Source organism: Pseudomonas sp. m6p (assembly GCF_055760375.1).
This window is the reverse complement of record NZ_CM147084.1, coordinates 1,180,868-1,203,991: the sequence shown is the minus strand read 5'-3', so window position 1 is coordinate 1,203,991 and position 23,124 is coordinate 1,180,868. Positions and strand designations below refer to the sequence as shown.

Below are 23,124 nucleotides of genomic sequence, written 5' to 3'. Positions count from 1 at the left end.
CACCATGAATGCAAAAGTCTGGCTGGTGGGCGCAGGCCCCGGTGATCCCGAGTTGCTGACGCTCAAAGCGGTACGCGCGTTGCGCGAAGCAAAGGTGGTGTTGATTGACGACCTGGTCAATGACGCCCTGCTGGAGCATTGCCCTACGGCGCGAATCATTGCCGTGGGCAAGCGCGGTGGCTGTCGCTCGACGCCGCAGGCCTTCATCCATCGGCTGATGCTGCGTTATGCCCGCCAAGGCCTATGCGTGGTGCGGCTCAAGGGCGGTGACCCGTGCATTTTCGGCCGTGGTGGTGAGGAGGCGCAGTGGTTGCGCGAACGTGGGGTTGAGGTCGAGCTGGTCAACGGCATTACCGCCGGCCTTGCTGGCGCGACACAGTGTGATATTCCGCTGACGTTGCGCGGTGTGGCGCGCGGGGTGACGCTAGTCACCGCGCATACCCAGGACGATAGCCAATTGAACTGGCAGGCGCTGGCGCAAGGCGGTACGACACTGGTGATCTACATGGGGGTGGCCAAACTGGACGAGATCCGCGATCAGTTGTTGGCGGGCGGGATGGCGGCGGATATGCCAGTGGCGATGATCGAAAATGCCTCTCTGCCAGAACAGCGCGAGTGCCGCAGTGATCTGATGAGCATGGGTGACGACGCTTGCAGGTTTGGACTGAAGAGCCCGGCCATTCTGGTCATTGGCGCGGTGGCCGCAGTTGCTGAAAATCAAAGAATCGCAGCCTTCGGCAGCTCCTACAGGATGTGTGCGGATACCGTGTAGGAGCTGCCGCAGGCTGCGATCTTTATAGCTTCAAAGCCAAATCGCAGGCAAAGAAAAGCCCGGCCTGAGCCGGGCTTTTCTCGTAGCGGCAGCTAATTACTTAGCTTGAGCTTCAACCTGCGCTTCTACGCGACGGTTAACAGCACGGCCAGCTTCAGTTTTGTTGTCAGCAACTGGGCGGGATTCGCCGTAGCCGATCGACTGAACGCGGGACGACTCAACACCGTACTGCTGGGTCAGAACTTGCTTAACGGCGTTTGCACGACGCTCGGACAGTTTCTGGTTGTAAGCGTCAGGACCGACGGAGTCAGTGTGACCTTCAACAGTGGTGTGAGTGGCTGGGTACTGCTTCATGAAGTCAGCCAGGTTCTTGATGTCAGCGTAGCTGTTTGGCTTGACGACCGACTTGTCGAAGTCGAATTTCACGTCCAGCTCTACACGAACAACTTCAGCAACTGCTGGGCAGCCATCAGCGTCAACAGTTACGTTGGCTGGGGTGTCCGGGCACTTGTCAACGTTGTCGCAAACGCCGTCGTTGTCGCTGTCGGAGCAGACTTCAGCCGGAGCTGGAACTGGAGCAGCAGCTGGCTTGCCGCCGCCACCGAAGTTCACACCCAGACCAACCGATGGAGCGTAGTCCCAACGGCCGTTGTCCAGTTTGTAGTCAGCTTCTACGCCAGCACGGGCGAAGAAGTTTTCGGCGAAGTAGTACTTAACGCCAGCGCCAGCAGTCAGGAAAGTCGACTGGTCGCGACCGGTGTGGCCGTCAGCAGCTACGTTGGTCAGGTTGCCATGCTTAACGCCACCTTCAACGTATGGACGCAGAGCGTCGCCAGCGTTGTTGAAGTGGTATTGAGCGGTCAGACCGAAGTTGTCACCACGCAGTTTCTGGCTGCCGGTACCGTCGTTCGAACGGGTGTGGTTGTTACGATCCCAGCCGAAGTTGATCGAGACGTCATCGGTCAGGAAGTAACCGATTTTGGCGCCTGGGTTGAAGCCGTCTTCGACATGATCAATGCTGTCGTTGTACTGCTTCTTGTAGTTGATCTCGCCTTCAACTGCGCCTTGGCCTTGTGCCAGTGCGCCGAACGAAGTAGCGGCAATAAGAGAACCAATGGCCAAGCCCAAGGTGTTTTTCAGTTTCATCCGTTAAATCCCCATCTGGTGATTGTGAAGCAGTCCCGCAAACCGGGGGACAACTCGGCGGCAAGTCTATCAGAACTTGCCTACACGTAAGAGATATTTGCGCTGAACTAAGTTTCAGCAATGCCTGCAAATTTCTCACGCAATTTGTCTAGAGCACGTTTGTACCGCATTTTTGTCGCACTCAAACCCATGTGCATGATGTCTGCGATCTCCTGAAACTCCAGCTCTGCGACAAATCGTAGCACCAGAATTTCACGGTCAATCGGGTTCACATACACCAGCCAGCGATCGAGTCCGCCCTTCTCCTCGGGTTTCGGCGCCTTTTCTTCCGACGCTTCTTCCAGCGGGTCCAGACTCAAGGCGTCCATCAAGCGACGCTTTCGCCGTTCCTTCCGATACTGCGTGATGCATTCGTTATACGTGATGCTGTAGAGCCAGGTTTTGAACTTCGATTTCCCCTCGAAGTTCTTCAGGCCATACAGCACCTTAAGCATCACTTCCTGACAGACATCGTCTGCGTCGCGATCGTTCCCAAGATATCTCGCACAAACGTTAAATAATGTTCTCTGGTAACGCCGCATCAGCTCTTCATAGGCGCGCGTCACGTGAAACAGCTCGGTATGCGAGCGCGCGACCAGCTCCTCATCAGAGAGCTCACGGGGGTCATAGCGCGTGGATAGCGTTTGGGCTTTATTCAAAACAAGTCGTGCCGACAGTCAGGTCAATGTCCGCCGCACCCCTTTCAGGGCATTTTGCGGCGGCATACATTAGCAGGGTTTGCCGGGTTAGCGGCTACTCACATGCTGTTCCAGCAGGATCCGATTGGAAAGTGAGACTAGCTCACCCTCATCGGTCAGCAATGTGGTTTTAACCGTGCCGATCTCTTCGATCTGGCCTTCGACCTCACCAACACGCACTTGTTGCCCAACCTGGTACAACTCACGCACATAGATTCCCGCAAGAATCTGACCGGCAATTTCCCGGCTTCCCAACCCCATGGCCAGCGCTACGGCCAGACCAACGGTAATCAATACGATGACGATTACGTGGTTCAGCAGGTCGGTCTTGACCTCAAGCTGACTGATCGCGACCGAGATGCTGATGATGATCACCAGCCCCTGGGCAATGCGGCCCAAACCCGAAGCGTAGTCCAGCCCTACACCTTCTGCCGCCCCGCGCACGAGGCCGTTGGCCAATTGCGCGAGCAAAACACCCACCAGCAACACCAGCGCGGCGCCGAAAACTTTCGGCAAATACAACGCCAGCATGTCCAGCGTAGCTGAAACTCGCTCAAGTCCAAGGGACTCTGCTGCAGAAACCAGAAAAATCAGCAGAACGAACCAGTAAACGATCTTGCCAATCAAGGTCGAGATCGGCACTTGCAGGCCGGCTCGCGACATCAATTTGGTCAGACCGGTGCCGCCCATCAGGCGATCAAGGCCCAGCTTGGCCAGCAGCTTGGACAGCAGGGTATCGAGCAACTTGGCCACCACGAAGCCCAACAGCAGCACGACCAGTGCGCCGAACAGGTTCGGGATGAAATTGGCGACTTTGGTCCACAACGCAGTCATTGCAGTGACGAGGCTCTGAGTCCAGAGATCAAGTTCCATATTCAATCAGCCTTATCAGCAGTGCGTGCAGTAGTTTTACGAAGACGGGAAACCGGCGAAACGTGGGCCGATCCGTTATTCAGGGCGATCATCAGCGCGGGCAACCAGCGGCCCAGCAGGCTGAACAGATCACCGGCGCCCACCTGGCGGTTGGCGGTTTTGAGTACGCGACCCAGGCAGGCATCGTCGTCGCGGCTGGACGGCGAGGCGTTGAGCATGTCGCGCAAAGACTGTTCAAACGGATCGTGCATACGCACCTCTCGTGATGTCTGTGAAAGACGCGGGCAAATTTGGTCGGGTCACATGTTGCATATTCACACCCAGCGCAAACGGCGGAATAACCACCATTGACCGATGGCCATCGCCAGCACTGTCAGACAGGCAATCAGGAAACCATAAGGGCTGCTCGAGAACGGAATGCCGCCCACGTTGATACCCAATAGACCGGTGAGAAAACTCATCGGCAAAAAGATGCAGGTGATGATGCCGAAGCGGTACATCGTGCGATTCATGCGCACGTTCAAACGCCGGTCTTCGGCCTCCAGCACCAGCCCCATGCGCTCTCGGGTCAGTTCCAGCTCTTCGAGATAGCGGGTCAGGCTGTTGTTCAATTCGTTCCAGTAGTCAGCATCATCATCGACAAACCACGGCAGTTTTATCCGCGTCAGTTGTCCGAAAATATCCCGCTGCGGCGCCAGAAAACGCTTCAGTCCGGCCGCCCTGCGACGGATGTGCAAAATCGAGCCATGTTCGGGGGTATACCGTTCGTCGGCATCGAGCTTTTCTTCCTCTTCATCGACCAGTTCCGACAGGCACGTGACCAGATCCTGCACCTTGTGGGTGAGGAATTGCGCCAGATACAGGATCAGCTCAGAGGAGGTTTTCGGGCCTTTGCCTTCGTTCAGCAGCGCCAGCAGTTCATCGGTGGCGCGCAACGGGCGCAGACGCAGCGAGATGACGCGCTGGGCGGAGGCGAAAATCCGCACCGAGACCATGTCTTCCGGCTCGGCCCCCGGGTTGAGGTTGACCCCGCGCAGAAACAGCAGCAACTCGGCATCCGGCAACGGCAGCAGGCGCGGCCGAGTGTTCTCTTCCAGCAGCAGGTCGCAGGCGAATTCATTCAGGCCGCTGGATTTGCGCAGCCAGGTCTGGGTTTGCGGATGACTGCGATCCCAATGCAGCCACAGGCTCTCATGGGCCTGCAGCTGCAGATCGTCGAGTTCAGTCCGGGCAATCGAACGCGCACCGCCTTTACCGTCCAGCACCAGGGCGTGCACCAGCCCCCACTGCGCGTTTTCTTCCTCGAACATCCGCATCCCTTTGTCGAAAAACTTATTCGGGCATCTGCAGCGGACTTGGCGAAACGATCACGCCGTTGTTGTCCGCATAGATGTAATGGCCCGGATGGAACGTCACGCCGGCGAAAGTCACCGCTACGTTGAGGTCACCGATGCCACGTTTTTCGGTCTTCATCGGATGGCTGGCCAACGCCTGAACGCCGAGATCGGTCTGGGCAATAACGTCGACATCACGGATGCAACCGTAGATGACCATCCCTTCCCAGCCGTTTTTCGCGGCTTTCTCGGCGATCATGTCGCCCAGCAGCGCGCGGCGCAGCGAACCGCCGCCATCGACCACCAGCACCTTGCCGCTGCCCTTGAGTTCGGCTTGCGCCTTGACCAGCGAGTTGTCTTCGAAACATTTGATGGTCACGATTTCGCCGCCGAAGGAATCACGGCCGCCGAAATTGCTGAACATCGGCTCCAGCACCTGAACCAGCTCCGGATAGGCGTCGCACAGGTCAGGCGTAAGGTAATGGTTCATCGAAAAACTCCTGTAAAAAGGAAGACGATCTAGGATGTCGCACTCTGTTGAAACGAGTCCCGGCGGTCGCTGTTTACCTTAGTTCATGCAATGGTCGCTGAACGAACCTGAACAAACGCTGAAACGTAATAGCTAAACAGCCACCAAATATGACCAGAACCGCACAATGCGTCATATCTTAGCCGCAAGCCGACCTGAACGAAATGCCCTTTTCAGAGCACCCGGCTCAGACCGCAGCAGCAAGATCCGGCTTGTCGCCGAGCAACGGCGTCTGCTGATCGCTCAACCAACGCGCCACCAGTGGCCAGACCTCGGCCTGCGCCGCTTTGCTCACCAGCATCTCGACATGCCCGAAGTTGTCGCTGAAGCCCTGCTCGCGCCCCAGATTGACGAACTGTTTGTGCTCGGAGCCGATCTGCTCGAACAGTTTGCGACAGGCCCACGCCGGATCCTGGTGATCCCCCGCTGCCGTCACGGCCAGCACCGGCACCTGCACCTCGGCAAGCCCTGCCCACCAATCCTTGTCCTTGTCGCCAAACCGCCCGAACAGGCCGTACCAGCGCATGCTTTCCAGCGCCAGACCGATGGGTTCGTCTTCCGGGCCGCGCTTGAGGCGCGAGCCGGACAATTGCGCGAAACGCTTGAGAATGAAGCGCCCGCTCCACTCCACCGGCGGAATCTTCAACGGCCAATAAGTGCGGCTGACCTGCGTGCCGAAAAACGCCGCCGAGGCCACCGCCGGCTCGCCGAGGTATTCGCCACCGAGCGCCGCCGCCAGGGTAATGCCACCCAGCGAATGACCGATCCAGTGCGGGACCTGCCCGCTCTGCTCACGGACGAACGCGGCAATCACCGGCAGATCGTAACGGGCGTAGTCGGCCACGCGGTTGCGCCGGTAGTCCTCGTTGCGTTGCGACAGGCCGTGGCCGCGCATCTCCGGGATCCACACGTCGAAGCCCAGACGCGTCAGGTAAGCGCCCAGGCCCAGGCCTTTGGGGGAAAACCAGAAGCGCCGGTTGGAAAAACTGCCATGCAGCAAAATCACCGGCACGCCGCGCGGCGCCGTGTCATCCGCCATGCCCAAGCGGGTCACGGCGATCTCCACGGACCAGTCGGGACTGTTGCCGGGTTTGAGTCGATAGACATCTTCGCTCAGATCACCGCGACGTTCGGCGCTGATCAGGGCGACAGGAAACAGGTTGCTGCTGCTTTGCATAATGCTCTTGCACAAAAAAGGGCGGCATCTACAGGAGCCCGCCCTACTAAAATCTCAAACCCGCCTCCCGTGGGAGCCAGCCTGCTCGCGAAAGCGGAGTGTCAGCCAACATCACTGATGAATGTTGCTACGTCTTCGTCGGAACGCCGCCCGGAGCAGGCTCGCTCCCACAAGGGGAACGGGCCGTTCACACCTGATTACGCCTGCGCTTGGCCTTCGGCGAGGAAGAACCAGGTTTCCAGTACGGAGTCCGGGTTCAGCGACACGCTTTCGATGCCCTGCTCCATCAGCCATTTGGCCAGGTCCGGGTGATCCGAAGGGCCCTGACCGCAAATGCCGATGTACTTGCCGGCCTTGTTGCACGCGGCAATCGCGTTGGCCAGCAGCTTCTTGACCGCCGGATTACGCTCGTCGAACAGGTGCGCGATGATCCCGGAGTCACGGTCCAGGCCCAGGGTCAGCTGGGTCAGGTCGTTGGAACCGATGGAGAAACCGTCAAAGAATTCGAGGAATTCTTCAGCGAGAATCGCGTTGGATGGCAGTTCGCACATCATGATCACGCGCAGGCCGTTGTCGCCACGGGCCAAGCCGTTTTCGGCGAGCAGATCGACCACCTGGCTGGCTTCGCCCAGGGTACGGACGAACGGCACCATGATTTCGACGTTGGTCAGGCCCATCTCGTTGCGCACGCGTTTCAGCGCGCGGCACTCAAGCTCGAAACAATCGCGGAACGATTCGCTGATGTAGCGCGAAGCACCACGGAAGCCGAGCATCGGGTTTTCTTCTTCCGGCTCGTACAGCTTGCCGCCGATCAGGTTGGCGTACTCGTTGGACTTGAAGTCCGACAGACGCACGATGACCTTCTTCGGCCAGAACGCGGCCGCGAGGGTGCTGATGCCTTCCACCAGTTTTTCGACGTAGAAACCGACCGGATCGTGGTAACCGGCGATGCGCTTGTCGACGCTGTCCTTGATTTCCTGCGGCAGGCCGTCGTAGTTCAACAGCGCTTTCGGGTGTACGCCGATCATGCGGTTGATGATGAACTCCAGACGCGCCAGACCGACACCGGCGTTCGGCAACTGCGCGAAGTCGAAGGCGCGGTCCGGGTTGCCGACGTTCATCATGATTTTGAACGGCAGCTCCGGCATGGCGTCCACGGAGTTTTTCTTGACGTCGAAGCCCAGTTCGCCTTCGAAGATGTAACCGGTGTCGCCTTCGGCGCAGGACACGGTCACGCCCTGGCCATCCTTCAGCAGTTGGGTGGCGTTGCCGCAACCCACCACCGCCGGAATCCCCAGTTCACGGGCGATGATCGCCGCGTGACAGGTACGGCCGCCACGGTTGGTGACGATGGCGCTGGCGCGCTTCATCACCGGCTCCCAGTCCGGGTCGGTCATGTCGGAGACCAGCACGTCACCGGCCTGGACTTTGTCCATTTCCGAGACGTCCTTGATGATCCGCACTTTACCGGCGCCGATGCGCTGGCCAATGGCACGACCTTCCACCAGCACAGTGCCGGTTTCTTTCAGCAGGTAACGTTCCATGACGTTGGCCTGGGTGCGGCTCTTCACGGTTTCCGGACGGGCCTGCACGATGTACAGCTTGCCGTCGTCACCGTCCTTGGCCCACTCGATGTCCATCGGGCAGCCGTAGTGCTTCTCGATGATCATCGCCTGCTTGGCCAGCTCGCTGACTTCAGCGTCGGTCAGGCAGAAACGTGCGCGTTCAGCCTTGTCGACATCGACGGTCTTCACCGAACGACCGGCCTTGGCCTCGTCGCCATAGATCATTTTGATGGCTTTGCTGCCCAGGTTGCGCCGCAGGATCGCCGGGCGACCGGCCTCCAGCGTGCCTTTGTGCACGTAGAACTCATCCGGGTTGACCGCGCCTTGGACGACGGTTTCGCCCAGACCGTAGGCGCCGGTGATGAACACCACGTCACGGAAACCGGATTCGGTATCGAGAGTGAACATCACACCGGCGGTACCGGTTTCCGAACGCACCATGCGCTGCACGCCAGCCGACAGGGCGACCAGTTTGTGGTCGAAGCCCTGGTGCACGCGGTAGGAGATGGCGCGGTCGTTGAACAGCGAAGCGAACACCTCTTTGGCGGCGCGGATAACGTTTTCCACGCCACGGATGTTCAGGAAGGTTTCCTGTTGACCGGCGAACGAGGCGTCCGGCAAGTCTTCGGCGGTGGCGGAAGAGCGCACGGCCACGGCCACGTCAGGGTTACCGGCCGACAGCGCAGCGAACGCGGTGCGGATCTCGGTATTCAGTTTTTCGGGGAATTCGGCTTCCATGATCCATTGACGGATCTGTGCACCGGTCTTGGCCAGCGCGTTGACGTCATCGACGTCCAGGGCGTCGAGAGCCTTGTGGATCTGGTCGTTGAGGCCGCTCAGTTCGAGAAAGTCGCGATAGGCCTGCGCGGTGGTGGCAAAGCCGCCGGGGACCGACACACCGGCACCTGCCAGGTTGCTGATCATCTCGCCCAGGGATGCGTTCTTGCCCCCCACATGCTCAACATCGTGTTTGCCGAGCTTATCGAGGGAAACTACGTACTCTACCAAGGTGATCTCTCCACTAACTGTGTTGGAAAAGCTCAGAAACCGGCAGCTCGGGGGAGCGTTGGCCGGCTGTATGGCCTGGACCTGGAAAATAAGTGAGAATGCGGGCCAATGGCGGCCGGCAAATCGCGCCTATCATATCCAAGAATGCTCATTAGCTTAAGGCCCAAGGTGCAAATGAAACGATCTGCTTTCTTTATCTCCGATGGCACCGGCATTACCGCCGAAACCCTGGGTCAAAGCCTTCTGGCGCAGTTCGAAAACATTACCTTCACCAAGCTCACGCGGCCGTATATCGACAACGCGGACAAAGCGCGGGCCATGGTACAACAAATCAACAAAGCCGCTGAAACCGACGGCTTCCGCCCGATCATCTTCGACACCATCGTCAATCAGGACATCCGTGAGATTCTCGCAACGTCCAATGGTTTCATGATCGACATCTTCTCGACCTTCCTCGCCCCGCTCGAACAGGAGCTGACCGAGCATTCCTCCTACACCGTCGGCAAGTCGCATTCGATCGGCCACAACTCCAATTACATGGAGCGTATCGAGGCGGTGAACTTCGCCCTCGACAACGATGACGGCGCACGCACCCACTATTACGACAAGGCCGACCTGATACTAGTGGGCGTGTCGCGATGTGGTAAGACGCCGACGTGCCTGTACATGGCGATGCAATTCGGCATCCGCGCGGCCAACTACCCGTTGACCGAAGACGACATGGAGCGTCTGACCCTGCCAACCGCCCTGCGCGCCCATCAGCACAAACTGTTCGGCCTGACCATCGACCCGGACCGCCTCACCGCGATTCGCAACGAACGCAAGCCCAACAGCCGCTATTCGAGCTACGCCCAATGCGAATTCGAAGTGCGCGAAGTGGAAAACCTGTTCCGCCGCGAGAACATCCCGCACATCAACTCCACGCATTTTTCGGTGGAAGAGATTTCGGCGAAGATTCTGGTGGAGAAAGGCGTCGAGCGGCGTTTCAAATAGCGTTGCGGTGCCTGCTCTGGCGCCTTCGCGAGCACGCTCGCTCCCACACTGGACCGCATTCCACTCGATCAAACCGCGGGAGGGGGCTTGCTCGCCACGGCCAATCTCGCTGATCCGCTCATTCAGCAAGCCCTCGGCCATGCCGCTGTCGGTCCGGCGGCTCGCGACGCGGCACCCTGCACGTGAAAATTTCTTCACCCAAAACCGACAGGTTCTTTACGTCTTTGTAACATCGCAAAACATACAATCCGCGCAAGCAGCGCATCCGGGCTGAAAACCCCGCTATGCCTGCCCTTCCGGCCTGTCGAATGCGCCAGGTCCGCAACATCCACTTCCCACTTGAACCTGAAGAACGAGCATCCGCTCATTCTCGGTGGGTCGTGCAGACAGAAGCTACGCTCAGACTGCCGCGCCCCTTTGGAAACCGCTGGAATCACTGCGTATGAAGAAAGTGTTCCGTCACTACATCCCGGCCACGGCCCGGCGCTTGCTGCCCAATCGCTGGGACCTGATCGCCATGCCGCTGGTGATCGGCTTCCTGCTGTTTTTCTCGATCACCGCCCGGGAAACCTGGGCGCCCATCGCCACCTTGCAGAGCGAAGTGATTTCCCTCGACCCAGGCAACCTGCAGGAATACGCCATGCGCACTACCCTGCGCATGCTTGCGGCGATGGTCGCGGCATTGGTGTTCACCCTGCTTTACGGCACCCTGGCCGCAAAAAGCCGCCGCGCGGAAAAACTGCTGGTGCCGGTGCTGGATATCCTGCAATCGGTGCCGGTGCTGGGCTACATCTCGTTCACCGTGACCTTCTTTCTGCTGTTGTTTCCCGGCCGGGTGCTCGGCGCAGAGTTCGCCGCGATCTTTGCGATTTTCACCAGTCAGGCGTGGAACATGACCTTCAGCTTCTACCAGTCGCTGCGCATGCTGCCGCGGGATCTGGTGGAGGTGTCGACCAACCTGCAACTGTCAGGCTGGCAGCGATTCTGGAAACTCGACGTGCCGTTCGCCATGCCCGGATTGATCTGGAACATGATGATGAGCATGTCCGGCGGCTGGTTCTTCGTGGTGGCGTCGGAAGCGATCACCGTCGGTGACCAGACCATCACCCTGCCAGGCATCGGCTCGTATCTGGCGTTGGCAATCGCACAGAAAGACCTGCACGCGGTGGGCTGCGTAATCCTGACGATGATCGTGGTGATCCTGATCTACGACCAGTTCCTGTTCCGCCCGCTGGTGGCCTGGGCCGACAAGTTCCGCATGGAGAACACCGCCTCGCAGACCGCCGCACCGGAGTCGTGGGTGCTGAACCTGATCCAGCGCACCCGCTTGATCCAACGCCTGCTGCGCCCGTTCAGCCGCGCCATCAGCCGGCTGGGCAACATGCGATTGAACCTGCCGCGCGCGGCGCGTCAGGCGATGACCTCTGACAACCCGGCGACATCCAGGAGAATCGACTGGATCTGGGGCGCGCTGATCGCGCTGCTGACCGCTTATGCGCTGTACCACATCGTGCTGTATGTCGGCACCGAGGTGACGATCGCTGAAGTCGGTCACGTGTTGCTGCTGGGGTTCTTCACCCTGCTTCGGGTCGCGGGGCTGATTTTCATCGCCTCGCTGATCTGGGTGCCACTTGGCGTGATGATCGGCCTGCGCCCGGCGCTGGCGGAGAAGATCCAGCCGCTGGCGCAGTTTCTCGCCGCGTTCCCGGCCAACCTGCTGTTTCCGGTGTTCGTCATCGTCATCCTGCGCTACCAGTTGAACCCGGACATCTGGCTCAGCCCGCTGATCGTGCTCGGCACCCAGTGGTACATCCTGTTCAACGTGATCGCCGGGGCCAGCGCCTTCCCCAATGATTACAAGGAGGCCGCAACCAACTTCCGCATTCGCGGCTGGCTGTGGTGGCGCAAGGTGATGCTGCCGGGGATCTTCCCGTACTACGTGACCGGCGCCATCACCGCTTCGGGCGGTGCGTGGAACGCCAGCATCGTTTCCGAATTCGTTTCCTGGGGGCAGGACAAGGTCGTCGCCCACGGTCTGGGCGCCTACATCGCCCAGACCACCGCCGCCGGCGACTTTCCGAAAATCACTCTGGGCGTGGTGGTGATGGCGATCTTCGTCGTGGCCTTCAATCGCTTGGTCTGGCGACCGATGTACGCCGTCGCCGAAAACAAACTCCGACTGAATTAACGGGATTCGCTGCGATGAATACCTACACCGAACCAACCGCCGCCAGCCCGGAAATCTATGCGCTCAACGACGTGAACCGGGTGTTTGGCAAGGGCAAGGAAGAACTGCAAGTGCTCAGCGGGGTCGATCTGACCCTGCGCGAAGGCGAGATCGTCGGCATGCTCGGCCGCTCCGGCTCCGGCAAGTCGACGTTGCTGCGGATTATCGCCGGACTGATCGAACCGTCGTCAGGCACAGTCCTGTACAACGGCCAGCCGCTGCACGGCCCGGCCGAAGGCGTGGCCATGGTGTTCCAGACTTTTGCATTGTTCCCGTGGCTGACCGTACTGGAAAACGTCGAGGCCGGCCTGCAAGCCTTGCAGGTCGAACGCAAAGCTGCGCGCAAGCGCGCGCTGGCCGCCATCGACCTGATCGGCCTCGACGGGTTCGAAAACGCCTACCCTCGCGAGCTGTCCGGTGGCATGCGCCAGCGCGTCGGATTCGCCCGCGCCCTGGTGGTCAACCCGACTTTGTTACTGATGGACGAACCGTTCTCGGCGCTGGACGTTCTGACCGCCGAAACCTTGAGGACCGATCTGCTGGACTTGTGGAGCGGCAAGCAATTGCCGATCAAATCGATCCTGATCGTCACCCACAACATCGAGGAGGCCGTGCTGATGTGCGACCGCATTCTGGTGCTGTCGTCCAACCCCGGACGTGTAGTGGCGGAAATCAAGGTACCGTTCACCCACCCACGCAATCGTCTCGATCCGACTTTCCGGCAGATGGTCGATGACATTTACGCGCAGATGACCGACCGCCGCAGCGCCGACGCCAGCGCCGGCAAGCCCGAGCTGAAAATGAGCAGCCCGCTGCCGGAGGTCTCGACCAACCTGATGGCCGGCCTGATCGAAACGATCGCCGCCGAACCCTACAACGGCCATGCCGGCCTGCCCACCGTGGCCGAACGGCGCTTGCTGGAGGTCGATGACCTGTTTCCGGTGGCCGAAATGATCGAACACCTCGGTTTTGCCGAACTCAAGGGCGCCGACATCACCCTGACCGAGGCCGGCAAACTGTTCGCTGACTACGGCACCCAAGAGCGCAAAACCCTGTTCGCCGAACATCTGATTCGCCATGTGCCGCTGGCCGCGCGCATCCGCCAGGTACTGCTGGAGCGCAACGGTCACCGCGCGCCACGGGTGCGTTTCGAGCAGGAACTGCAGGATTCGCTGACCGAAGCGTTCGTCGAGAAAACCCTGGAAGTGGTGATCGCCTGGGGCCGTTACGCGGAAATTTTCTCCTACGACGACCACACCGAAACCTTCAGCCTGGAGGATGTCGAGGGCAGCCTGTAGCCCTCGTCATCTCGGGCACTGCGTCTAGATCACGAACAGATCGACGAAGCGATTGACCGGTGTGGCTTCGAGCGCTTGCTGATCCTTGCACAGGGTGAAGATCTCGTTGCTGCGCTGCGCGGTGAAACGCGTCGCCAGGTTGGCCTTGAACTTGTCCTCCAGCAACGGGATGCCATCGGCGCGGCGGCGACGGTGACCGATCGGGTATTCGACCACCACGTTTTCGGTGCTCGTCCCGTCCTTGAAAAACACCTGCACCGCGTTGGCAATCGAGCGCTTGTCAGCCTCCAGGTATTCGCGGGTGAAACGCGGATCTTCGACGATGACCATCTTCTCGCGCAGTACATCGATGATCGGGTGCGCGGCGTGGAAGTCGTCCTCGTACTGCTCGGCCAGCAGGTTGCCGAACGCCAGCGGCACGGCGGTCATGTACTGCAGGCAGTGATCGCGGTCGGCGGCGTTGGCCAGCGGCCCGACCTTGGAGATGATGCGAATCGCCGACTCATGGGTGGTGATGACGATGCGGTCGATTTCATGCAAGCGGTTGCGCACCAACGGATGCAAGGTCACCGCCGCTTCGCAGGCCGTTTGCGCGTGGAATTCGGCGGGGAAGCTGATCTTGAACAGTACGTTTTCCATCACGTAACTGCCGTAGGGCCGCGAGAAGCTGAAGATGCGCTTGCGCTCCGGCTTGAGCGCCAGATCGTGGTTGGTGTGGCTGAACGATACGTCGTAGAAGCCCCACTGTTTGGCCGTCAACACCCCGGGAATGCCCATCTCGCCGCGTAGCGCGATGTCGGCCAGACGCACGCCGCGGCTGGTCGCATCCCCCGCCGCCCAGGACTTGCGCGACCCGGCGTTCGGCGCATGACGATAAGTGCGCAGCGCCTGACCATCGGCGAACGCATGGGACAACGCCGACAGCAGTTGTTCGCGACGGGCGCCCATCAATTTGGCGGTGACGGCGGTCGAAGCGACTTTCACCAGTAGAACGTGGTCGAGGCCGACGCGGTTGAACGAATTTTCCAGAGCGATCACGCCTTGAATCTCGTGGGCCATGATCATCGCTTCGAGCACGTCGCGCACGGTCAGTGGCGCTTCGCCGTTGGCGATACGTTTCTGCGACAGGTGATCAGCCACCGCGAGAATCCCGCCGAGGTTGTCCGACGGATGCCCCCATTCGGCCGCGAGCCAGGTGTCGTTGTAATCAAGCCAGCGCACGATGCAGCCGATGTCCCACGCGGCTTTCACCGGGTCCAGGCGATAGGGAGTGCCAGGCACGCGCGCCCCGAATGGCACCACGGTGCCCTCGACGATGGGGCCGAGGTGTTTGGTGCATTCGGGAAAACGCAGCGCCAGCAGGCCACAGCCCAGGGTGTCCATCAGGCAGTTGCGGGCGGTGTCGAGGGCTTCGGCAGATTCGATATTGAAGGTGAGGACGTAATCGGCAATGTCCTGCAGGACACGGTCGTAGTCGGGGCGGTTGTTCAGGTCGACGTTGGCGCTCATGTTCGATTCACTCTGGCAGTGGTTCGTTGATGGGACCTCGGTTCAGGCGATGGATTTTTATTTTTGAAAAGCAATCTCTGTAGGAGCTGCCGCAGGCTGCGATCTTTTGATCTTGATCTTGAAAAGCAAAATCAAAAGATCGCAGCCTGCGGCAGCTCCTACAGTTCTGTTCGGTGCTGGATTCAGAAGGAGTCGCCGGGGATGCGGACGAAGCCTTCCATCAGCACCCGCGCACTGCGGCTCATGATGGCTTTTTTCACCACCCACTCACCGTTTTCCAGACTGGCCTCGGCCCCCACGCGCAGGGTGCCGGACGGATGGCCGAAGCGCACAGCGTTGCGCTCGACACCGCCCGCCGCAAGGTTGACCAGCGTCCCGGAAATCGCCGCCGCCGTGCCGATCGCCACCGCTGCCGTGCCCATCATCGCGTGGTGCAGTTTGCCCATCGACAACGCACGCACCAGCAGATCGACATCAGCGGCAGCAATCGATTTGCCGCTGGACGCGACGTAATCCGCAGGCTTGGCGACAAACGCGACTTTCGGCGTGTGCTGCCGCTTGGCCGCTTCATCCAGACTCGAAATCAGGCCCATGCGCAACGCACCGTAAGCGCGGATGGTCTCGAACATCTGCAGTGCTTTCGGGTCGCTGTTGATCGCGCCTTGCAGCTCGGTGCCGGTGTAGCCGATGTCTGCGGCGTTGACGAAAATCGTCGGGATCCCGGCGTTGATCATGGTTGCCTGGAACGTGCCGACTCCCGGCACCTCCAGCTGATCGATCAGGTTGCCGGTGGGGAACATCGAACCGCCGCCGCCCTCTTCTTCCGCCGCCGGGTCCATGAATTCGACCTGCACTTCGGCGGCCGGAAAGGTCACGCCGTCGAGTTCGAAATCACCGGTCTCCTGCACTTCGCCGTTGGTGATCGGCACATGGGCGATGATGGTCTTGCCGATGTTGGCCTGCCACACGCGCACCACCGCGACGCCGTTGTGCGGAATGCGGCTGGCCTCCACCAGACCATTGCTGATGGCGAACGAACCGACCGCTGCCGAGAGGTTGCCGCAGTTGCCGCTCCAGTCCACGAACGGTTTGTCGATGGAGACCTGACCGAACAGGTAATCGACGTCGTGATCGGCCTTGATGCTTTTCGACAGGATCACGGTTTTGCTGGTGCTCGAGGTGGCGCCGCCCATGCCGTCGATCTGCTTGTCGTACGGGTCGGGGCTGCCGATTACCCGCAGCAGCAAGGCATCGCGGGCCGGGCCGGGAATCTGCGCGGCTTCGGGAAGATCCTTGAGGCTGAAAAACACGCCTTTGCTGGTGCCGCCGCGCATGTAGGTGGCGGGTATTTTGATCTGCGGTGCGAACTTAGCTGCGTGAGCCATGGTGCTCCTTAACGAAGGCATGGGACTTGAAGTCCCATGCCCACATCAGTTGATTTAAACGGCAACCGCCGACTCTTCGAGGAAGTCCTGAGCGAAGCGTTGCAGCACGCCGCCGGCCTCGTAGATCGACACTTCTTCGGCGGTGTCGAGGCGGCAGGTCACCGGCACTTCGACGCGCTCACCGTTCTTGCGATGGATCACCAGCGTCAGGTCGGCGCGCGGTGTGCGGGCGCCGATCACGTCGTAGGTTTCGCTGCCGTCGATGCCAAGGGTCTTGCGGTCGGTGCCCGGTTTGAATTCCAGCGGCAACACGCCCATACCCACCAGGTTGGTGCGGTGGATACGCTCGAAGCCTTCGGCGACGATCGCTTCCACGCCTGCCAGACGCACGCCTTTCGCCGCCCAGTCGCGGGACGAGCCCTGGCCGTAGTCGGCGCCGGCAATGATGATCAACGGCTGCTTGCGCTCCATGTAGGTTTCGATGGCTTCCCACATGCGCATCACCTTGCCTTCCGGCTCAACGCGGGCCAGCGAGCCTTGCTTGACCTTGCCGTTTTCCTGAACCATTTCGTTGAACAGTTTCGGGTTGGCGAAGGTTGCACGCTGCGCGGTCAGGTGGTCGCCACGGTGCGTGGCGTACGAGTTGAAGTCCTCTTCCGGCAGGCCCATTTTCGCCAGGTATTCGCCGGCGGCGCTGTCGAGCATGATCGCGTTCGATGGCGACAGGTGATCGGTGGTGATGTTGTCCGGCAGCACCGCCAGCGGGCGCATGCCCTTCAACGGACGGGCGCCGGCCAGCGCGCCTTCCCAGTATGGCGGCCGGCGGATGTAGGTGCTCATCTCGCGCCAGTCGTACAGCGGCGCGACTTTCGGGCCGGTGTCTTCGTGGATGGCGAACATCGGAATGTAGACCTGACGGAATTGCTCCGGCTTGACCGACGACTTCACCACGGCGTCGATTTCTTCGTCGCTCGGCCAGATGTCTTTCAGGCGGATTTCCTTGCCATCGACCACGCCGAGCACGTCTTTTTCAATGTCGAAACGGATGGTCCCGGCGATGGCGTAAGCGACCACCAGCGGCGGCGAAGCGAGGAACGCCTGCTTGGCGTACGGGTGAATGCGGCCGTCGAAGTTGCGGTTGCCGGAGAGCACGGCCGTCGCATACAGATCGCGGTCGATGATCTCTTGCTGGATCACCAGATCGAGGGCGCCAGACATGCCGTTGCAAGTGGTGCAGGCAAACGCGACGACGCCGAAACCGAGTTGCTCCAGCTCCGTGGTCAGCCCCGCCTCATCGAGATACAGCGCCACGGTTTTCGACCCCGGTGCCAGCGAGGATTTGACCCACGGCTTGCGGGTCAGCCCCAGCTTATTGGCGTTGCGCGCCAAGAGGCCGGCGGCGATCACGTTGCGCGGGTTGCTGGTGTTGGTGCAGCTGGTGATGGCCGCGATGATCACCGCGCCATCGGGCATTTGCCCCGGCACGTCATCCCACTGCCCGGAAATGCCTTTGGCCGCCAGATCCGACACCGCGACGCGGGCGTGCGGGTTACTCGGGCCGGCCATGTTGCGCACCACCGACGACAGATCGAAAGTCAGGCCACGCTCGTATTGCGCGCCTTTCAGGCTGTCGGCCCACAAGCCGTTGAGTCTGGCGTACTGCTCGACGAGCTGCACTTGCTGGTCTTCGCGACCGGTGAGTTTCAGGTAGTCGATGGTCTGCTGGTCGATGTAGAACATCGCGGCGGTGGCGCCGTACTCCGGGGCCATGTTGGAGATGGTTGCGCGGTCGCCGAGGGTCAGCGCCGAGGCGCCTTCGCCGAAGAACTCCAGCCAGGCACCGACGACTTTCTGTTTGCGCAGGTATTCGGTCAACGCCAGCACCATGTCGGTGGCGGTGATGCCCGGTTGCAGCTTGCCGGTCAGTTCGACGCCGACGCTCTCCGGCAGGCGCATCCACGAGGCGCGGCCGAGCATCACGCTCTCGGCTTCGAGGCCACCGACGCCGATGGCGATCACGCCCAGCGCATCGACGTGCGGGGTGTGGCTGTCGGTGCCGACGCAGGTGTCGGGGAACGCCACGCCGTCGCGCACCTGAATCACCGGGGACATTTTCTCCAGGTTGATCTGGTGCATGATGCCGTTGCCCGGCGGGATCACGTCGACGTTCTTGAAGGCCTTTTTGGTCCAGTTGATGAAGTGAAAACGGTCTTCGTTGCGCCGGTCTTCGATGGCGCGGTTCTTCTCGAACGCCTGCTTGTCGAAACCGCCGGCCTCCACCGCTAGCGAGTGGTCGACGATCAGTTGCGTCGGCACCACCGGGTTGACCTGCGCCGGGTCGCCACCCTGCTGGGCAATCGCGTCACGCAGGCCGGCGAGGTCCACGAGCGCGGTCTGGCCGAGAATGTCGTGGCAGACCACGCGCGCCGGGAACCACGGGAAGTCGAGGTCGCGTTTGCGTTCGATCAGTTGCTTGAGGGAATCGGTGAGCGTGGCCGGGTCGCAGCGACGCACCAGGTTTTCCGCCAGCACGCGTGAGGTGTACGGCAGGGTGTCGTAACTGCCGGGCTGAATCGCCTCGACCGCCGCACGGACGTCGAAATAATCCAGGGAACTGCCGGGCAGGTTTTTGCGGAATGCTGTGTTCATCGGGTCAGGACTCGGGTCACGGTGGTTTCAAAGGGTGAGCTGGACACTGATCTTGAAGTTCACACCAAACCCTGTGGGAGCTGGCTTGCCAGCGATAGCGGTGGGTCAGTCGACATCAAGGTTGGATGTGACTCAGTCATCGCTGGCAAGCCAGCTCCCACAGGGTCCTCGGTGAACCTCTGGATCAGTGTTCAGTACTCACCATTCAGCGACGTTCGATTGGCACGAACTTGCGCTGTTCGACGCCGATGTACTCGGCGCTTGGACGGATGATGCGGTTGTTGGCGCGCTGTTCGAACACGTGCGCGGCCCAGCCGGTCAGGCGCGAGCAGACGAAGATCGGCGTGAACAGCTTGGTCGGGATGCCCATGAAGTGGTACGCCGAGGCATGGTAGAAGTCGGCATTGGGGAACAGTTTTTTCTGCTCCCACATGGTCTTGTCGATGGCTTCGGAAACCGCGAACAACACCTTGTCACCGACCTCGTCGGCGAGTTTTTTCGACCAGCCCTTGATCACCTCGTTGCGCGGATCGCTGTCCTTATAGATTGCGTGGCCGAAGCCCATGATCTTGTCCTTGCGCTCGAGCATGCCGAGGGTGCCCTTGATCGCCTCTTCCGGCGACGAGAAGCGCTCGATCATTTCCATCGCCGCTTCGTTGGCGCCACCGTGCAGCGGGCCGCGCAACGAACCGATGGCCGCGGTAACGCAGGAATACAGGTCGGACAGGGTCGATGCACAAACGCGAGCGGTAAACGTCGAGGCGTTGAATTCGTGTTCGGCGTACAGAATCAGCGACACGTTCATCACTTTGACGTGCAGTTCGCTCGGCTTCTTGTCGTGCAACAGGTGCAAGAAGTGGCCGCCAATCGATGGCTCATCACTGACGCAGTTGATGCGTTTGCCGTCGTGACTGAAGCGATACCAGTAGCACATGATCGCCGGGAAAGCGGCGAGCAGACGGTCGGTCTTGTCGCGCTGCTCGGAGAAGTCTTTCTCCGGTTCGAGGTTGCCGAGGAACGAGCAACCGGTGCGCATGACGTCCATCGGGTGAGCGTCGGCAGGGATGCGTTCGAGCACTTCTTTCAGTGCCTGCGGCAGGTCGCGCAGCTTGCTCAGCTTTTGCTGGTAAGCGTCGAGTTGCGCCTGGGTCGGCAGTTCGCCGTACAGCAGCAGGTACGCCACCTCTTCGAACTGCGCGTCGGCTGCCAGTTCACGCACGTCGTAGCCGCGATAGGTCAGCCCGGCACCGGCCTGGCCCACGGTGGACAGTGCGGTTTGCCCGGCCACCTGGCCCCTGAGCCCGGCGCCACTGAGTACTTTTGCTTCGGCCATTGCTGTCTCCAATCTTGAATTTGTTAGGGAATCTGCAATTACGGTGTTGTTGGCAAAAGATCGCAGCCTTCGGCAGCTCCTACATCGACCGCGTTCCTGTAGGAGCTGTCGAGTGAAACGAGGCTGCGATCTTTTGATCTTCGCCTTTATTTTTTAGCGGCAAACAACGCATCGAGCTTCTGCTCGAAGGTGTGGTAATCGATGCGATCGTAAAGCTCCATGCGCGTCTGCATGGTGTCGATGACATTCTGCTGGGTGCCGTCGCGGCGGATCGCGGTGTAGACGTTTTCCGCTGCCTTGTTCATAGCGCGGAACGCCGACAGCGGATACAGCACCAGCGACACATCGGCGCCAGCCAGTTGCTCGGTGGTGTACAGCGGCGTCGAACCGAACTCGGTGATGTTGGCGAGGATCGGTGCCTTCACCCGGTTGGCGAACAGCTTGTACATCTCAAGTTCGGTGATGGCTTCCGGGAAGATCATGTCGGCGCCGGCCTCGATGCACGCGGCGGCGCGATCCAGTGCCGACTCCAGACCTTCAACCGCCAGCGCGTCAGTGCGGGCCATGATCACGAAGCTGTCATCGGTACGGGCATCGACTGCGGCCTTGATGCGGTCGACCATTTCCTGCTGGGTGACGATTTCCTTGTTCGGTCGGTGGCCGCAGCGCTTGGCGCCGACCTGGTCCTCGATGTGAATCGCCGCCGCGCCGAACTTGATCATCGACTTCACGGTGCGCGCCACGTTGAACGCCGAGGCGCCGAAACCGGTGTCGACGTCCACCAGCAGCGGCAAGTCGCAGACGTCGGTAATGCGCCGCACGTCGGTCAGCACGTCATCCAGGCCGGTGATGCCCAGGTCCGGCACGCCGAGCGAGCCTGCGGCCACCCCGCCACCGGACAGGTAGATCGCCTTGAAACCGGCACGCTTGGCCAGCAGCGCATGGTTGGCGTTGATCGCGCCGACCACCTGCAATGGATGCTCGCTGGCGACCGCATCGCGGAAACGCTGGCCTGGAGTGTTCTGCTTGGAACTCATGACTCACCTCGTTCAGTGGCTGTCTTATTGTCGGCGCCGTCCTGGTAATGACGGGCGATGTTGCGTTTCGAGGCGCCGATGTGGCGACGCATCAACAATTCCGCGAGCTCGCCGTCACGGTCGGCGATGGCATCGAGAATCCGGTGGTGTTCGGCAAAGGCCTGACGTGGCCGATTGGGCGTGGTGGAAAACTGGATGCGGTACATGCGCACCAGTTGATACAACTCGCCGCAGAGCATCTGGGTCAGGGTGCGATTGCCGCTGCCCTGAATGATTCGATAGTGAAAGTCGAAATCGCCTTCCTGCTGGTAATAGCCGACGCCGGCCTGAAACGCCGCGTCGCGCTCGTGGGTTTCCAGCACCCGGCGCAGTTCGTCGATGTCTTCGACGCTCATGCGCTCGGCCGCCAGCCGACAGGCCATGCCTTCAAGGGATTCGCGGATTTCGTAGAGTTCGAGCAATTCGGCGTGGCTGAGCGACACCACCCGCGCGCCGACATGCGGTACGCGCACCAGCAGGCGTTGGCCTTCGAGCCGATGAATGGCCTCGCGCAGCGGCCCGCGACTGATGCCGTAGGTGCGCGCCAGCTCCGGCTCGGAGATTTTGCTGCCGGGGGCGATCTCACCTTTGACGATGGCCGCCTGGATGCGCCGGAAGACGTTTTCCGAGAGCGTCTCGGAATCGTCGCCGCTGATGACCGGGGGATCGAGTTGATCCAGCATGATTGTCGACACCTTCAAATCCAATGCGGCAAAAACTAGCCAATTAGCCCGCATCAGTCAAAGGATAAATCTACATTGTCGACAATCGTCTAATAACCCTCTCCAACAACCCCAAGGGTTATAGACCGGCGCGAGCGCTGGCGCCATAAAACCACCGTGCTAGAATGCCGCCCGCATTTGCTGGCCATTTGTACGGCTTGTCATAAAAAGCTGATAGGCACACGCAGGCGCTTGCGCAAGTTTTGCCAGGAACCTGAACCGAAAACGGAACGCTGCGCACCAGGATTTATGAGACTCAAGCCCTTCCCCACATTTTTTGCGCTGTTTTGCCTGCCCGGCCTCGCCGCGGCGGGGGAAAAAACCGTGTACGGCCTCAACGAATATGCATCGCTTGACGGCATCAATCTGCAAGTCGCGGCCAAACTCGACACCGGCGCCAAAACCGCCTCACTGAGTGCCCGCGACATCAAACGCTTCAAACGCAACGGCGAGTCCTGGGTGCGTTTCTACCTGGCGATCGACGCTGCGCATTCGCATCCGATCGAACGGCCGCTGGCCCGGGTCAGCAAGATCAAGCGCCGTGCCGGCGACTACGACCCGGAAGAAGGCAAGAAGTACACCGCGCGTCCGGTGATCGAGCTGGACATCTGCATGGGCACGGCGCTGCGCAGCATCGAAGTGAACCTGACCGACCGTAGTGCGTTCCAATATCCGCTTTTGATCGGCTCCGAAGCGCTGAAACGCTTCGACGCGCTGGTCGACCCCAGTCTTAAATACGCTGCCGGCAAACCCGCCTGCACCATCGCCGCTCATACCGCCGAGTAATTTCC

19 protein-coding genes are annotated in these 23,124 nt (G+C 60.5%); 5 read left to right on the top strand and 14 right to left on the bottom strand.

Annotation, left to right across the window (positions count from 1 at the left end; genetic code table 11):
* The first annotated feature begins 4 nt into the window (after positions 1-4).
* The gene (gene cobA / locus ACYZUM_RS05690; RefSeq protein WP_108182156.1) at positions 5-772 is read left to right on the top strand and encodes a uroporphyrinogen-III C-methyltransferase; all 768 of its coding nucleotides are present in this window, start codon (positions 5-7) and stop codon (positions 770-772) included.
* Positions 773-868: 96 nt separating this feature from the next.
* On the opposite strand, the gene ACYZUM_RS05685 is transcribed toward cobA, so the two are convergent.
* From ACYZUM_RS05685 to ppsA, 8 genes are all read right to left on the bottom strand, one after another.
* Positions 869-1,918, bottom strand: coding sequence for an OmpA family protein (locus ACYZUM_RS05685; RefSeq protein WP_027613290.1), 1,050 nt, complete (start codon positions 1,916-1,918; stop codon positions 869-871).
* Positions 1,919-2,025: 107 nt separating this feature from the next.
* Positions 2,026-2,616: an RNA polymerase sigma factor SigX gene (gene sigX / locus ACYZUM_RS05680; protein ID WP_011333251.1), complete on the bottom strand. Its 591-nt coding sequence runs from the start codon at positions 2,614-2,616 to the stop codon at positions 2,026-2,028.
* An 87-nt stretch (positions 2,617-2,703) separates the two neighbouring features.
* The gene (locus ACYZUM_RS05675; RefSeq protein WP_007916401.1) at positions 2,704-3,528 is read right to left on the bottom strand and encodes a mechanosensitive ion channel family protein; all 825 of its coding nucleotides are present in this window, start codon (positions 3,526-3,528) and stop codon (positions 2,704-2,706) included.
* A gap of 2 nt (positions 3,529-3,530) precedes the next feature.
* A complete protein-coding gene (locus tag ACYZUM_RS05670; protein WP_003223293.1) occupies positions 3,531-3,779 on the bottom strand; it encodes a hypothetical protein in 249 nt (82 codons plus the stop codon).
* 63 nt (positions 3,780-3,842) lie between these two features.
* On the bottom strand, positions 3,843-4,838 hold the full coding sequence (locus ACYZUM_RS05665; RefSeq protein WP_108182155.1) for a zinc transporter ZntB: 996 nt from the start codon (positions 4,836-4,838) through the stop codon (positions 3,843-3,845).
* Positions 4,839-4,860: 22 nt separating this feature from the next.
* The gene (rraA, locus tag ACYZUM_RS05660) at positions 4,861-5,352 is read right to left on the bottom strand and encodes a ribonuclease E activity regulator RraA (RefSeq protein WP_108182154.1); all 492 of its coding nucleotides are present in this window, start codon (positions 5,350-5,352) and stop codon (positions 4,861-4,863) included.
* Between the two features lie 226 nt (positions 5,353-5,578).
* Positions 5,579-6,568 carry an alpha/beta fold hydrolase gene (locus tag ACYZUM_RS05655; RefSeq protein WP_108182153.1) on the bottom strand — a complete coding sequence of 330 codons (990 nt, stop codon included), beginning with the start codon at positions 6,566-6,568 and terminating at the stop codon, positions 5,579-5,581.
* A gap of 197 nt (positions 6,569-6,765) precedes the next feature.
* Positions 6,766-9,141 (bottom strand): phosphoenolpyruvate synthase, encoded by a 2,376-nt coding sequence (ppsA, locus tag ACYZUM_RS05650; protein WP_041067660.1) that lies wholly within the window; start codon positions 9,139-9,141, stop codon positions 6,766-6,768.
* Between the two features lie 174 nt (positions 9,142-9,315).
* Here ppsA and ppsR point away from each other — a divergent pair, with 174 nt between their 5' ends.
* The 3 genes from ppsR (at position 9,316) to ACYZUM_RS05635 (ending at position 13,659) form a co-directional block, all read left to right on the top strand.
* Positions 9,316-10,134, top strand: coding sequence for a posphoenolpyruvate synthetase regulatory kinase/phosphorylase PpsR (gene ppsR, locus ACYZUM_RS05645; protein WP_007960912.1), 819 nt, complete (start codon positions 9,316-9,318; stop codon positions 10,132-10,134).
* A 442-nt stretch (positions 10,135-10,576) separates the two neighbouring features.
* The gene (locus ACYZUM_RS05640) at positions 10,577-12,322 is read left to right on the top strand and encodes an ABC transporter permease (protein WP_108182152.1); all 1,746 of its coding nucleotides are present in this window, start codon (positions 10,577-10,579) and stop codon (positions 12,320-12,322) included.
* Positions 12,323-12,336: 14 nt separating this feature from the next.
* Positions 12,337-13,659, top strand: a complete 1,323-nt coding sequence (locus ACYZUM_RS05635) for an ABC transporter ATP-binding protein (RefSeq protein ID WP_108182151.1) — start codon at positions 12,337-12,339, stop codon at positions 13,657-13,659.
* A gap of 24 nt (positions 13,660-13,683) precedes the next feature.
* Here ACYZUM_RS05635 and prpD read toward each other — a convergent pair whose 3' ends face one another.
* From prpD to ACYZUM_RS05605, 6 genes are all read right to left on the bottom strand, one after another.
* Positions 13,684-15,168, bottom strand: a complete 1,485-nt coding sequence (prpD, locus tag ACYZUM_RS05630) for a 2-methylcitrate dehydratase (RefSeq protein ID WP_142579803.1) — start codon at positions 15,166-15,168, stop codon at positions 13,684-13,686.
* A 182-nt stretch (positions 15,169-15,350) separates the two neighbouring features.
* Positions 15,351-16,553 (bottom strand): 2-methylaconitate cis-trans isomerase PrpF, encoded by a 1,203-nt coding sequence (prpF, locus tag ACYZUM_RS05625; RefSeq protein WP_108182149.1) that lies wholly within the window; start codon positions 16,551-16,553, stop codon positions 15,351-15,353.
* Between the two features lie 54 nt (positions 16,554-16,607).
* A complete protein-coding gene (gene acnD, locus ACYZUM_RS05620) occupies positions 16,608-19,202 on the bottom strand; it encodes a Fe/S-dependent 2-methylisocitrate dehydratase AcnD (protein WP_108182148.1) in 2,595 nt (864 codons plus the stop codon).
* A 205-nt stretch (positions 19,203-19,407) separates the two neighbouring features.
* Positions 19,408-20,535 carry a bifunctional 2-methylcitrate synthase/citrate synthase gene (prpC, locus tag ACYZUM_RS05615; protein ID WP_108182147.1) on the bottom strand — a complete coding sequence of 376 codons (1,128 nt, stop codon included), beginning with the start codon at positions 20,533-20,535 and terminating at the stop codon, positions 19,408-19,410.
* A 146-nt stretch (positions 20,536-20,681) separates the two neighbouring features.
* Positions 20,682-21,572, bottom strand: coding sequence for a methylisocitrate lyase (gene prpB / locus ACYZUM_RS05610; RefSeq protein ID WP_041067638.1), 891 nt, complete (start codon positions 21,570-21,572; stop codon positions 20,682-20,684).
* A complete protein-coding gene (locus ACYZUM_RS05605; RefSeq protein WP_174377155.1) occupies positions 21,569-22,291 on the bottom strand; it encodes a GntR family transcriptional regulator in 723 nt (240 codons plus the stop codon). Before ACYZUM_RS05605 ends, prpB begins: the two co-directional genes overlap by 4 nt.
* Before the next feature lie 291 nt (positions 22,292-22,582).
* Between ACYZUM_RS05605 and rloA the strand changes: the two genes are divergently transcribed.
* Positions 22,583-23,119: a retropepsin-like aspartic peptidase RloA gene (rloA, locus tag ACYZUM_RS05600; RefSeq protein WP_025110318.1), complete on the top strand. Its 537-nt coding sequence runs from the start codon at positions 22,583-22,585 to the stop codon at positions 23,117-23,119.
* The last annotated feature ends 5 nt before the right edge of the window (positions 23,120-23,124 follow it).

What these genes read in the sequence shown, in the direction of transcription:
- cobA (WP_108182156.1), top strand. Translation starts at nt 5, where the DNA reads ATGAATGCAAAAGTCTGGCTGGTGGGCGCAGGCCCCGGTGATCCCGAG.
- ACYZUM_RS05685 (WP_027613290.1), bottom strand. Translation starts at nt 1,918, where the DNA reads ATGAAACTGAAAAACACCTTGGGCTTGGCCATTGGTTCTCTTATTGCC.
- ACYZUM_RS05675 (WP_007916401.1), bottom strand. Translation starts at nt 3,528, where the DNA reads ATGGAACTTGATCTCTGGACTCAGAGCCTCGTCACTGCAATGACTGCG.
- ACYZUM_RS05670 (WP_003223293.1), bottom strand. Translation starts at nt 3,779, where the DNA reads ATGCACGATCCGTTTGAACAGTCTTTGCGCGACATGCTCAACGCCTCG.
- ACYZUM_RS05665 (WP_108182155.1), bottom strand. Translation starts at nt 4,838, where the DNA reads ATGTTCGAGGAAGAAAACGCGCAGTGGGGGCTGGTGCACGCCCTGGTG.
- rraA (WP_108182154.1), bottom strand. Translation starts at nt 5,352, where the DNA reads ATGAACCATTACCTTACGCCTGACCTGTGCGACGCCTATCCGGAGCTG.
- ACYZUM_RS05655 (WP_108182153.1), bottom strand. Translation starts at nt 6,568, where the DNA reads ATGCAAAGCAGCAGCAACCTGTTTCCTGTCGCCCTGATCAGCGCCGAA.
- ppsR (WP_007960912.1), top strand. Translation starts at nt 9,316, where the DNA reads ATGAAACGATCTGCTTTCTTTATCTCCGATGGCACCGGCATTACCGCC.
- ACYZUM_RS05640 (WP_108182152.1), top strand. Translation starts at nt 10,577, where the DNA reads ATGAAGAAAGTGTTCCGTCACTACATCCCGGCCACGGCCCGGCGCTTG.
- ACYZUM_RS05635 (WP_108182151.1), top strand. Translation starts at nt 12,337, where the DNA reads ATGAATACCTACACCGAACCAACCGCCGCCAGCCCGGAAATCTATGCG.
- prpD (WP_142579803.1), bottom strand. Translation starts at nt 15,168, where the DNA reads ATGAGCGCCAACGTCGACCTGAACAACCGCCCCGACTACGACCGTGTC.
- prpF (WP_108182149.1), bottom strand. Translation starts at nt 16,553, where the DNA reads ATGGCTCACGCAGCTAAGTTCGCACCGCAGATCAAAATACCCGCCACC.
- acnD (WP_108182148.1), bottom strand. Translation starts at nt 19,202, where the DNA reads ATGAACACAGCATTCCGCAAAAACCTGCCCGGCAGTTCCCTGGATTAT.
- prpC (WP_108182147.1), bottom strand. Translation starts at nt 20,535, where the DNA reads ATGGCCGAAGCAAAAGTACTCAGTGGCGCCGGGCTCAGGGGCCAGGTG.
- prpB (WP_041067638.1), bottom strand. Translation starts at nt 21,572, where the DNA reads ATGAGTTCCAAGCAGAACACTCCAGGCCAGCGTTTCCGCGATGCGGTC.
- rloA (WP_025110318.1), top strand. Translation starts at nt 22,583, where the DNA reads ATGAGACTCAAGCCCTTCCCCACATTTTTTGCGCTGTTTTGCCTGCCC.